The sequence below is a fragment of the Streptomyces sp. NBC_01439 genome (assembly GCF_036227605.1).
Classification (GTDB): domain Bacteria; phylum Actinomycetota; class Actinomycetes; order Streptomycetales; family Streptomycetaceae; genus Streptomyces.
Genome location: NZ_CP109487.1, coordinates 7961210 through 7973569, shown reverse-complemented (window position 1 = coordinate 7973569; position 12360 = coordinate 7961210). Strand labels below are relative to the sequence as shown.

General features: G+C 73.8%; 7 protein-coding genes. 2 read left to right on the top strand and 5 right to left on the bottom strand.

The window, feature by feature from the left end; all coding sequences use genetic code 11:
• Nucleotides 1-44 precede the first annotated feature (44 nt).
• The 3 genes from OG207_RS36385 to OG207_RS36375 form a co-directional block, all read right to left on the bottom strand.
• Entirely contained in the window at nt 45-1424 is a 1380-nt protein-coding gene (locus OG207_RS36385) for a cryptochrome/photolyase family protein (RefSeq protein ID WP_329104757.1), read from the bottom strand.
• A 76-nt stretch (nt 1425-1500) separates the two neighbouring features.
• The gene (locus OG207_RS36380) at nt 1501-3078 is read right to left on the bottom strand and encodes an SDR family oxidoreductase (protein ID WP_329104755.1); all 1578 of its coding nucleotides are present in this window, start codon (nt 3076-3078) and stop codon (nt 1501-1503) included.
• 108 nt (nt 3079-3186) lie between these two features.
• On the bottom strand, nt 3187-3825 hold the full coding sequence (locus tag OG207_RS36375) for a fasciclin domain-containing protein (RefSeq protein ID WP_329104753.1): 639 nt from the start codon (nt 3823-3825) through the stop codon (nt 3187-3189).
• 219 nt (nt 3826-4044) lie between these two features.
• Between OG207_RS36375 and OG207_RS36370 the strand changes: the two genes are divergently transcribed.
• Together OG207_RS36370 and OG207_RS36365 are read left to right on the top strand one after the other, a co-directional pair.
• Entirely contained in the window at nt 4045-4629 is a 585-nt protein-coding gene (locus OG207_RS36370; protein ID WP_329104751.1) for a sigma-70 family RNA polymerase sigma factor, read from the top strand.
• Nucleotides 4626-5381, top strand: coding sequence for an anti-sigma factor (locus tag OG207_RS36365; protein WP_329104749.1), 756 nt, complete (start codon nt 4626-4628; stop codon nt 5379-5381). Before OG207_RS36370 ends, OG207_RS36365 begins: the two co-directional genes overlap by 4 nt.
• Nucleotides 5382-5393: 12 nt before the next feature.
• Here OG207_RS36365 and OG207_RS36360 read toward each other — a convergent pair whose 3' ends face one another.
• Nucleotides 5394-6311, bottom strand: coding sequence for an aminoglycoside phosphotransferase family protein (locus tag OG207_RS36360; RefSeq protein WP_329104746.1), 918 nt, complete (start codon nt 6309-6311; stop codon nt 5394-5396).
• A gap of 46 nt (nt 6312-6357) precedes the next feature.
• Nucleotides 6358-12282: a TIR domain-containing protein gene (locus OG207_RS36355; protein ID WP_329104744.1), complete on the bottom strand. Its 5925-nt coding sequence runs from the start codon at nt 12280-12282 to the stop codon at nt 6358-6360.
• Nucleotides 12283-12360 lie beyond the last annotated feature (78 nt).

Here is a 12360-nt window from a genome sequence, read left to right as displayed (position 1 = left end):
CGTCCAGTCTGGCACCCGGCGGTGGCCCCCGACAGCCGGTGGTGTCACGGGCCGTCCTTGCCCCGCGCCTGCCGGAAGCGGGCGAGCCCCTCCGGGAGCCCGACCAGCGGGTGCGGGTAGTCGTACCGGGCCCGTTCGGGGCCGGCCAGCCGCCAGGGCTCGTGGACCGAAGGGCCCGACAGTCCGGCGAGTTCCGGAATCCAGCGCCGTACGTACGCGCCGTCGGGGTCGTACCGCTTGCCCTGGATCACCGGGTTGAGCACCCGGTTGGGGCGGCTGTCGGTACCGGTACCGGCCACCCACTGCCAGTTGAGCTGGTTGTTGGCCACGTCGCCGTCGACCAGCAGGTCGAGGAAGTGGCGGGCTCCGGCGCGCCAGTCGATGTAGAGCGTCTTGGTCAGGAAGGACGCGGCGAGCAGCCGGCCCCGGCCCGGCATCCAGCCCTCGTGCGCGAGTTGCCGCATGGCCGCGTCCACCACGGGGTAACCGGTGCGGCCCTCCTTCCAGGCGAGCAGGTCGGCCTCGGCCGCCTTGCCGCGCCGCCAGCGGTCGGCCCGGGTGCGGTAGTCGCGGGCCGCGGCGCCGGGGCGGGCGGCGAGGAGTTGGTACTGGAAGTCGCGCCAGCAGAGCTGCCGTACGAAGGCCTCGGCGCCCGCCCCGCCCCGGGACCGCGCCCGGTGCACGGCCTCGGCCGCCGAGACCGCACCGAAGTGGATGTACGGGGAGAGGCGGGAGGTGGCGTCGCCGGGAAGGTCGTCGTGGCCCTCCTCGTACCCGTCGGCGTACTTCCCCAGCCAGTCCACGAGCCGCTGTCTGCCTTCCGGCTCGCCTCCGGTGGCCAGGCCCGCCGAGACGGCCGCGACCGCGGCGCGGGACGGGAGCGCCTCGGAGCGGATCGCTCCGGGCACCCGTACCTCGCGCGGCGGCGCGAGCGGCTCGCGCAACCGCTCGCCCGACCAGCGCCTGAAGTACGGGGTGAAGACGGCGAAGTGATCGGATCCGCTCGGTGTCACGGCGCCGGCGGGCAGGGCGGTGACCACGCCGTCATGGACGTACAGGCGCCGCCCGTCGGCCTCCAGTGCGCTGCGCAGCCGCTGCTCGCGGCGCAGGGCGAAGGCGCTGCACCCGGCCGCCATGTGCACCTCGTCGGCGTCGGCCTGCCGTACGACGGCGCACACCTCGGCGACGGGGTCCCCCGAGCGCACCACGAGCCGGCCGCCGCGCTCGCGCAGCTCGGAGTCGAGTCCGGCCAGGCAGTCCGCGAGGAAGGCGAGCCGGTTGGGCGCCGCGAAGCCGGCGCGGTCGACCGCCGGGTCCCGGACGAAGAGCGGAACGGTCTCGTTCCCCGGGCCCAGCGCGGCGCGCAGCGGCGGATGGTCGTGGACGCGGAGGTCCGAGGTGAACAGGACGACCGAGACGTTCATGGTGCTGCTCCTGGCATCGGGCCACCGGGCGGGCCCCGGAGGTGCCGCGCGGTGGTCGCTGGGCTGGCCTTGCCCGTCATTCGGCGCGGGCGGCTGCGGCGGATGCAGCGGATGCGGGGGGCGCGGCGGATCCCGGGAGTGCGGCCGGGCCGCGGTCGTCATCCGCCGCCGTGCGCGCGATGTTGCGGGCCATGCCCCCGAAGACCACCGCGTGGAACGGCGAAACGCTCCACCAGTACAGGTGACCGGCCAGGCCGCGCGGGTGGAAGAGCGCCCGCTGCCGGTACCGGGTGCGGCCGTCCCCGTCGTGCTCGACGTACATCTCGAGCCAGGCGAGCCCGGGCAGCCGCATCTCGGCGCGGAGCCTGAGCAGGCGGCCCCGTTCGATCTCCTCGACCCGCCAGAAGTCCAGGGAGTCGCCGACCCGCAGGTGCGCGGCGTCACGGCGGCCCCGGCGCAGTCCGACGCCGCCGACGAGCCGGTCGAACCGGCCGCGGACGGCCCAGGCGAGCGGGAAGGAGTACCAGCCGTTCTCCCCGCCGATCCCCTCCACGACCCGCCACAGGGCCTGCGGCGAGGCCTCGACGATGCGTTCGCGCACGTCGGTGTAGAGGCTGCCGCCGGCCCAGTCCGGGTCGGTGGGCAGCGGGTCGCTCGGCGCGCCGGGCACGGAGGCGGAGGACCAGCGGGTGAGGACCTGGGCTTCGCGGACCTTCTTGAGGGCGTAGGTGAGGGCCGTGTCGAAGTCGAGGGGGGTGCCGGGCGGGTCGGGCACCCAGGTGGCGATGTCGTGCTCGTCGCAGACGACCTCGTACTTGAGGGACTCCGCGAGGGGGCGGGCGATGGCGCGGGGCACCGGGGTGACCAGGCCGACCCAGTGGCTGGAGAGCCGCGGGGTGAGGACGGGGACGGGCAGGATGAGCCGCTGGGGCAGCCCGTCGACGCGGGCGTAGCGGCGCATCATGTCGAGGTAGGTGAGGACGTCGGGGCCGCCGATGTCGAAGGCGCGGCTGACCTCGGCGGGCATGCCGGCGCTGCCGACCAGGTAGCGCAGTACGTCGCGGACGGCGATGGGCTGGATCCGGGTGCGCACCCAGCTGGGGGTGACCATCACGGGCAGTCGTTCGGTCAGGTAGCGGAGCATCTCGAAGGAGGCCGAGCCGGAGCCGATGATGACGGCGGCGCGGAGCACCGTGGTGGGGACGCCGGAGTCCAGGAGGATGCGTCCGACCTCGGCGCGGGAGCGCAGATGGGGCGAGAGGTCCCGGTCGGGAACGCCGCTCGGGGTGAGTCCGCCCAGGTAGACGATGCGGCGGACGCCGGCGGCGCGGGCCTGCTCGGCGAAGTTCCGGGCGGCCAGGCGGTCGGTGTGCTCGAAGTCCCGCCCGGTGCCGAGGGCGTGCACGAGGTAGTAGGCGACGTCCACGTCCTGCAGGGCGGGGGCGAGCGACGCGGCGTCGGTGACGTCACCGCGGACGATCTCCGCCTGCCCCGCCCAGGGGTGGTCGCGCAGTTTCTCCGGGGTGCGGGCGAGGCAGCGCACCCGGTGGCCCGCGGTGATGAGCTCGGGCACGAGCCGGCCGCCGATGTAGCCGGTGGCTCCGGTGACCAGGCACCGGGTCCCCGGGACCGAGGGTCCTTGTGCGTCCGTCATGGAGTTGCTCCGATCGGGTATCGCGGGTGTTCCCCCGGAGCTCTTCCGGGGGCACGGCCCGGCTGGATGCACGGACCGCCGCCCACGAGCTGATCGTCCGGAGCGTGCCTACTTCGGCATGAGGACCGTGTCGACGATGTAGACGGTGGCGTTGGCGGTGGGAACGTTGCCGCAGACCACCTTGGAGGAATCGTTCACCTGGTAGGCGGTGCCCGAGCCCTTGGTGGTGATCATGCCCTTCTGAAGGGTCTGGAAGGAGCCGCTGCCCAGTTGCTGCGGGGTGAGCTTCTCGCCGACCACGTGATACGTGAGGATCTTGGTCAGGGTCTCCTTGTCGGCCAGGACCTTGTCCAGGTCCGCCTTCGGGATCTTCGCGAACGCGTCGTTGGTCGGCGCGAACACCGTGATGTTCTGGGCGTTGTTCAACGTGTCCACCAAGCCGGCCTTCTTCACGGCCGCGACCAGGGTCGACAGCGCCGGGTTGTTCGAGGCGGCGGTGGCGACCGGGTCCATCGCCATGCCGTCGAAGGAGCCCGCGCCGCTCTTGGGCACCGAGGCGCACGCCGGACCGAACGGACCGCCCGCACCGGTGTCGGTGTCGCCGATCGGCTGGGGTGAGGAGACCGCGTCGGGCGCGGCGGCACCCTGATTGCTCGTACTCTCCTCCGAACAGGCGGACAGTGCCAGCGGAAGCAGCACTGCGGCGGTCACTACGAGGGCGGTACGACGGAAGGTGTGAATGCTCATGGTCTCTCCTGCGTCTACGGGACTCACCCACCGGTGAGTCACGCCGCCTATTCGGCCCCGCCCCCCATCCGGATGGCCGTATCACCCGAAAGAGTGGCAATCAGCGCAGATTGTCGAATATCGCCGCGCGGGCTGAAGGAAATGTCCGCCGCGACCGATCCCCCTGCCCCGCGGCTCCGAATGAGCTGTGCAACCGAGTACTCCTGGAGGACCTCCCCGGTGAGAGAGAACGTGCGCATAGGCCGGCATCCGTCGGCCGCTCCCGACCTGCCGGAACTGATGGGCCGAGTGGCCCGCGGTGATCAGCAGGCGTTCACGGCCGTCTTCGAGGCGGTGTCGGGCCCGGTGCTGGGCCTCGTGCGGACCGTGCTGCGGGACCCGGCCCAGTCCGAGGAGGTCGCCCAGGAAGTACTGGTCGAGCTCTGGCGGACCGCCGCCCGCTACCAGCCCGCGCGGGGCTCGGTGATGAACTGGGTGCTGACCCTGGCCCACCGCCGGGCCGTCGACCGGGTGCGCTCCGCGCAGGCGTCGACCAACCGCGAGAAGCGGGCGGCGCTGCTGGACCACACCACGGCCTACGACGAGGTGGTGGAGCAGGTGGAGACCCGGCTGGAACGCGAACAGGTGCGGCGCTGTCTGAACGGACTCAGCGAACTGCAGCGCCAGTCGGTCACCCTGGCGTACTACCGCGGCCTGACCCACCGGGAGGTCGCGGAGTTGCTGTCCCTACCGTTGGGTACCGTGAAGACACGGTTGCGCGACGGGCTCATCCGGCTCCGTGACTGTCTGGGGGTGGGCGTGTGAACGCCGCGGATCCGCACACGTTGACGGGCGCGTACGCGCTCGACGCCCTGGAACCGGAGGAGCGGGCCGCCGTCGAGCGGCACCTCGCCGACTGCGTGTCCTGCACGCAGGAGGTCCGGGAGTTCTCCGAGACCGTCACGCGCCTCGGGCTCGCCGTGGCGGCGCCGCCGAGTGCCACGCTGCGGGACGAGGTGATGCGCCGGATCGCGACGGTGCGCCAGGAGGGGCCCACGACGGTCAGGGCCGCGCGCGGCGGCCACGTACGACCCCGCTGGCGGCCGGTGCCGAGCTGGGCCCTGGCGGCCTGCATCGCGGGGGCCGTGGCGCTCGGCGGTGTCGCGGTGGCGCAGTACGAACAGGCCGAGGACGCCCGGCAGCAGGCGCAGCAGGCCCGACTCACGAACGATGCCGTCGGCTCGGTCCTCGCGGCCGCCGACGCCCGGGTGACCACGGCGCCGCTGCGGGGCGGAGCGGTGGGCACGGTGGTCGTGTCGGCCGCCCGCAACCAGGCGGTCTTCGCTGCCTCCGGCCTGCCGGCGCCGCCCAGCGGGAAGGTGTACCAGCTCTGGTACGACGACGGCGGGAAGATGCGTTCGGCGGGGCTGATGGACAGCGGTGCCCCGGCGACGGCCACCCTCCTCGACGGCCCGGTCAACACGGCCTCGGGGATGGGCGTCACCGTCGAACCGGCCGGCGGCTCCCCGCAGCCGACCTCGGCTCCGGTGGCCCTGCTGGCCTTCCCGAAGGCCTGATCCGGGCGCCGGTCAGCCGGCCGTCGCCACGAGGCGGCGCAGTGTGGCCTGGGCGGGCGGGCCCCAGGTGGGCTTGCCGCCCGGTCGGCCGCGGACGCCGGCCTCGCCGATGAGGATGCCGCCGAGGGCGCGCTGCACGGCCCAGCCGCGGGCACGGCGCAGCGTGGCCTCGTCCGGGGTCGGCCGGTAGACGGCGTGGAAGCGGTCGGCGGCGCCGTCCGGCAGCAGGATCCAGGGGGCGGCGAGGTCGCAGGCCGGATCGCCCGCGCAGAGGTCACCGAAGTCGATCACGCCGCAGAAGGTGCCGCCCGCGGTGAGGACGTTGGCCGGATGGAGGTCACCGTGGAGCCACATCGCAGGACCCTCCCAGACGGGTGCGGCGACCGCGTCCTCCCAGACCGCGCGGACGGCGTCCGGGTCGGGGATCAGCCCCATCCCGGTGGCCGAGGCGAGCCCCTCGGCGAACCCGTCGGCGAGGTCCGCCAGCGGCCCCCCGCGACCGTGGTTCCCGACGGGTGCCCCGTCGGGAGCGGGTCGGTGGAGGGCCGTCAGGAAGGCGGCCAGCGCTTCGGCCGCGTCGCCGGCCTTCGTGGCAGGGGCGCGGTCGGCGGGCTCGCCGGGCACCCAGGTGGTGACGATCCAGGGGCGCGGGAACCTCTCGGAGGGTTCGCCGATGCGCTGCGGGACGGGAACGGGCAGGGGAAGGGTCGGGGCGAGCGCGGGCAGCCAGGCGTGCTCCTTGCGCAGCAGCGCGTCCGCGGACGGGGTCGCCCAGGGCAGCCGGACGGCGAGGTCGTCCCCGAGCCGCCACAGCTGGTTGTCCCAGCCACGGGCGCCGAACCGTACGGGGCGGTCCGCCAGGTCGGGGTGCTGGTCGCTTAACAGGTCCCGGACCAGCTCCGCGGTGACCTCTGTTTCGGTGTGCGTCATGCGGACCAACCGTAGCCGGGACCACCTCCGCCAAGCGTTCGGGGCGTCAGAGTTCCTCGCCGAGCGGCAGTCGGTGGATGCCCGGCAGGTGCTCGTCGAGCTCCCCCGGGGTGAACCGGGACATGCCCACGACGTGCCAGAACTCGCCGGCCACGTCACCCTCGTACTTGTATCCGCCGGCCGGTGTGAGGGCCGCCCAGCCGCCCGCCATGCCCATCAGCGTCGCGCGCAGGGAGGGCGGTTCCCCGTCCGCCGGGACGTTCCACAGCCGTACGGTGCCGTCCTCGGCCCCGCTCGCCAGGGTCGTGCCGTCCGGGGAGAAGGCGAGCGAGAGCACCCGGCCGGTGTGACCGACGAGGTCGGTGAGGTGCTCGCCCGTCTCGGCGTCCCACAGGCCGACGGCCCGGTCGTCGCCGCCGGTGGCCAGCAGCGGGCGGCCAGGGTGGGCGGCCACCGCCCACAGCCTGCCGCCGCGTCCGCGCAGGCGCAGGTCCGCCCGCCCGTCCCGCCAGACGACGGCCGTACCGTCCCAGCTCGCGCTGGCGAGCCAGGCGCTCCCCGGTCCGTACGCGACGCCGTACACCCGGTCGGCGTGCCCGCCGAGTTGCTCCACGAGGGCTCCGCTCCTGGCGTCCCACACCCGTACGAAACTGTCGTCGCAGCCGGTGGCCAGTACGTCGGCGTCCGAGCGGAAGGCGATCGAACGGACCCGGCCCCGGTGCTCGGTCAGCGTCGACACGGGGGAACCCGTGGGGCGGAACCAGACGCGTACGGAATCGTCGTCGTTGGCGGTGGCGAGCAGGGCCCCGTCGGCGTTGAAGGCCTCCGCCCAGACGTGTTCGGTCTCGGCGTCGAGCTCCCTCAAGTACTCGCCGCCCACCGGGTCCCAGAGGTACATGTCGCCGTCGTTGCTGGCCGTGGCCAGGAGGGCTTCGAGGGGGCTGAAGGCCGCCGAGACCAACCGGTCGCCGCGCCCGGTGAGCTCTTCCGTACGCCGGCCCGTGCGCGTCTCCCACAGCCGCACGACCCCGTCGTTCCCGGCCGTGGCCAGCTGCGTGCCGTCCGAGCTGAAGGCGACACCGCTGATCCGGCGGCCGTGGCCGCGCAGGATGCGCTTGCCCTGGCCGGTGGCCGCGTCCCAGATCTGCGCGCCGCCGTCGTTGCCGACGGTGAGCAATTGGCTGTCGCCGGGCCGGAAGGCGCACGCCCAGGCCGTGCCGCGGTGCTCGGTCGGCTGCTGGGGGTGGAGGGCGATCGTGTACCCGTGGGGGCGGCCGGTGACCGTCCACAGCCGGACCGCACCGTTGCTGTCGCAAGCCGCGAGGAGCTTCCCGTCGTCGCCGAAGAGCACCTGGTAGACGGCTCCGGTACCCCGTTCGAGGATTCCGGCGGGGGTGCCGACCACCGGGTCCCAGAGCCGCACCTGACCGTCGGTGTCGCCACTGGCGAGGAGGTTGCCCTCGGGGTGGAAGTCGAGGACGTAGACGCGGCCGGTGTGTCCGGTGAACTCGTGCAGCAGCTGCGCGTCGGCCGTCCGCCAGATCCGCACGGTGCCGCCCTGCCCGGGCGCGCCCCGGTCGGCGGTGGCGAAGAGGGTCCCGTCGGGGCTGAACCGGGCCCGGTAGACGGCCCCCTGGTGGCCGTCCACCTCCCGGACGCAGTGCCCGGTGTTCAGGTCCCAGAGCCGTACCTTGGCGCCCGCGTCCCCGGTGAGCAGCAGCCCGTCCGGTCCGTGGACCGCGGTGTAGACGGGCGCGGTGTGGCCCGGCAGCCGGTGCACGGGCTGGCCGGTGGCCGTGTCCCAGACCGTGACCAGGCCCTCGCTGTCGCCGGTGGCGAGCAGCGTGCCGTCCGCGTCGAAGGAGACCGGCCACACGCCGTCGGGATGGACCCGCAGGTGGTGCCGGCACGCCCCGGTCACGGGGTCCCAGAGCCGCACCGCGCCGTCGGAGCCACCGGTGGCGATGACGTCCGGCCGGAACTTCACCGCGTACACGCGCCCTTCGTGCCCCTGGAGGGTGCGCACGGCGCGGCCGTCGTCGGCGCCGCAGACCAGGACGGAGCCGTCCTCGCTGCCCACCGCGAGGAGTTCGCCGTCGCTGCTGTAAGCGATGGGTTCGGGCAGGCGGCTGGTGCGCATGCCGAAGCCGTACGGGACCCCGACGGCGGAGGGCCGGAACCCGGCGTCCACGGGCATCCCGGGGGCGATCGCGGCGGTCCCGAGCTCGGGGGCCGACCGCACCGCGTCATCCATCGTCGTGTCGATGAGCGCGGCCCGGTGCCAGCGGCTTCCGGTCAGCAGGGCGCCCCGCAGATCGGTCCGGGTCAGCCGGGACCGGCTGAGGTTCGCGCCGGTCAGGTCGGCCCCGCTCAGGTCGGCCCCGTCCAAGCGGGAGCCGATCAGCCGGGTGCCCCGCAGCAGCGCGCCGGAGAGGTTGGCGCCGATCAGCCGGGCGTCCGTCAGATCGGCGTCGGAGAGGTCGACCCCGGAGAAGTCGCGGTGCGAGAGGTCCTCACCGGCCAGCCGGGCGCCGCGCAGGTCGGCGTTGGCCGGCACCCGCAGCCGGTCGGAGATCCGGACGGCGTTGGCTCGGGCGGCCTCGCTGACCGCCCGCCCCGGGGCGTCGAGGACGTCGCGCACCCAGCGGGCGCACTGCTCGTGGTCGGCGAGGTCGCAGAAGAACTCGACGGCGAGTTGGCTGAGCGGGCGCGCGAGGAGCAGGGTGTGCTGTCCGCGGGCGAGCTGGCGGGCGGCCTCGCGCGCCACCAGCCATTCGATGACGGAACCGTGGATGAACTGGAAGACCCCGTCGTCGCTGCGGACCAGCAGGCTGCCCGCACCGACCGCCTGGGCGCGCTCGGAGGGGGTGAGCGGGGACTCGGTGAGTTCGCTGAGGGTGCCGGCCACGGTCTCGGTGAGCTCGTCGAGCCGCAGGGCGCTGCGGCCGCTCTCCCACAGCCGCCAAGCCAGTGCGGTGACCGCGGCCCACAGCTGGTCGATGGTGAGCCCGGGCGGCGCGCCGGGCCCGCCCTGGCCGCGCCGTTCCTCGTGGTCGAGCCAGGAGGTGAACACGTCCTCGTACAGCCGGGCGGGGCTGAGCGCCCGGCCCGCTCCGGCGACCGCGCGCAGCTGGTCCTGGCTCAGATCGGCGACGAAGGAGAGCAGCCGGGGATTGCGGCACAGCATCAACAGGTCGGGGATGTTGCGCAGGAGCTGGTAGCGGCGGTCGGCGGCGCGCTCGTCGCCGTAGCTGCGTACGAGGTAGGAGCGGATCTGGGCGGGGGTGAACCCCTCGACGGCCAGGATCCTGCGTTGCGGGAGCAGGCCGACGCGCTCGCCGAGTGCGGTGAGGACCTGGGCGTGCGACTTGAAGTGCTGGGTGCGGCTGCTGACGACGATCTTGGCGTGGTCGACGGCCGCGTCGAGGAGGACCTGGAGGTGGTCGGCGGCCCGGTCGTAGCTGACCCGGTTGACCAGTTCGTCGAAGCCGTCGAAGAGCAGGACGACGCGGCCCTGGGCGAGCATGTAGCGCAGGGCCCGCAGGTCGATGGTGTCGACGTCGTGGCCGGCCAGGTGCGCGGCGACCAGGCCTTCGAGGCTGTGCGCCCGGTCGAGGGAGTTGAGCGGGATCAGCAGCGGGGTCAGGTGCGGGAGCTGTTCGGAGATGCGCCGGGCGAGCTCGCGCAGCGCGAAGGTCTTGCCGTGTCCGAAGTCGCCGAGGAGCAGGACGAACCGGCCGTGGTCGGACTCCAGGAGCTCCAGCAGTTCCTCGACGAGTCCGTCGCGTTCTTGGACGGCACCGTCCTGGCCGTCGGGGCGGTCGGCGTCGCGGTAGCGCTGGGGCAGGTAGAGGCCGGGGGCGTACTGCTCGCTGCTGCTCAGCCGGGCCGTCTGCGCGGCGACGTAGCCCCGGAGGTCGAGCAGGCCCTGGAACTCGATGAAGCTGCGGACCCGGACCCGGACGCCGTGGGCGGCGGCCCGGCGGCGCAGGCCGCCGGCCGGTGCGTCGCCCGCGTACACCAGGACGGCTTCGGAGCCGGTGTCGGTCGCGTGCACCTGGGCGATGAAGCGGTCGACTTCCTCCTCGGTGGGGCTCCCGGGGTGGACGGCTATGCGCTGTTGTTGGACGACGCCGTCCTCCTGTTCCCGCCAGGTGGCCATGATCTGCACCATGTCGCCGGGTTCGCGGCGCGGGACGTCGCGCAGCCGTACGCCCTCCCGGCGCACGCGGCAGATCTCCTTCACCCGTTCGGCGAGCGAGGCGGCCGGGTCGTCCAGGGGAGCCCGGCCGCCGGCCCGCTCGACGTTGATGACGGCGGGGAGTTCCGGTACGGGGAAGACCCGGCGGGTCTGCCGCCAGGTGGCGGGGAAGCTCTCGGACACGGAGGTGATCCGGTCGTCCCAGCGGGTCACGCCCTCGGCACCGACCTGGAGCAACTGGAACCTGGCGGGGGCCGCCGAGCCGAACAGGGGCAGCTCACCGGCGCCCCCGGACGTCGGGGAAGGCCCTGGCGCTCCTGGACCCCCTGTGGCACCTGGAGACCCTGTGGCCCCTGGAGCCCCGGCGAGCTGGGTGCGGCTGGGGGCCGAGGTGGTGGTGCGCGGGCCGCCGGTCGGCCCGTGGAGCAGCAGGTGGAGCCGCGGGGCGGCCAGTCGGGCGAAGGTGTCGACGTCCCGCAGCCCGCCGGGGCCGCCGACCGCGTCGCCGGGGCGGCGGCCGTCGGTGAGCGGGTGGCGGAGCGCGCCGATGCGCAGCCAGCCCTCCTCCTCGTACCGGCGCATGGCCTCGGCGAACCAGGCGGCCTGGTCGCGGCCGATGAAGCCGTACTGCTCCTCGGCGCGGTGGCTGTAGGCCATGGAGGAGTTGAATCCCGCCACGACCGTGCTCAGTTCGGGCACCGGGAAGAGGGTCCAGGGCTGGTCGCTGTCGAAGACCGTGTCCAGGCCCTGGTAGAGGCCGCGGAACAGCCGGGTGTAGTGGCGCCATTTGGGCCAGTACGGCGGCTGGGGTGCCACCTCGTCGGCCTCGCAGGTGTGGAAGTAGGCCTGGGACGCGGCCCGGTTCACGTCCTGTGCGCCCGGTACCACCATCACCCGCTGGGGGGACAGGTCGAGCTGGGAGCGCAGGGCGGTGAGGAAGGTGAGGGCCTGATCGCATTCGCGCGGGCTGCCGGAGGCGGTGAGGTCACCGGTGACCACCATCAGGTCGGGGGCGGGTGCCCCGGCGTCCCTGAGCATGATGAGGTCGCCGCGGATCTGCCGGCTGAGCGAGTCGGGTTCGCGGCCGCGCCCGAAGTCGGGGCCGGCCAGGTGCAGGACGGTCACCGTGTCCCGGGCCCGGTGGCCGGCCGCGGCGGCCTGCGGGTAGAGCGGCGCCCTGGCGGGCCGCCGGCGTCCCGACCAGCCGGGGCCGGCGAGCGCGCTCGGCTGCGGCTGCCCCGGATTGGGCTGCTCCGGGTGCCGGACGGGTCCCGGCCCGCTCCCGCTCCCGGTTCCCGGGAAGCCGGGACGGCGACCCGGTCGGGCGTGGCCGTCGACGGCCTGCCCGACCCGGTTGAGCAGCAGGGAGCGGGCCGCATCGATGTCCGCCACGCCGACGAGGTCGACGTAGGTGATCGTGGCGAGGAGTCCCTCGATCGGGATCTCGTCCACCCGGACGGTCAGCAACCTCCGTTCGGGCGACTCGGGCGAGGCCCGGAGCGCGGCCTGCCATTCCATGCGACCGTAGGTGGAACGCTCGTAGTGGCGGGACAGTACGGCGATGACCGCCAGGGACTCGCTGACCCCCCGGTCCATGAAGTCTATGAAGTTGGTTCCCGGTACGAAGTCCCAGGCCTGCACCACCGTGCGGTAACCGGCTTCCTCCAGGGTCCAGGCGATCCAGGCGGCCCATTGCTCGTCTGCCGGGGAGTAACTGATGAAGAAGTCGAACTCTCTTGCGGGAGCGCCGAATTGCCCGTCCGTCATCATGACTCCATCGTAGGGCCGCACCCCCGGCGGCGGGTTTGTCCCGGCAAGGACGGGACGGTCTCCCGCGGGGCGTCGGAC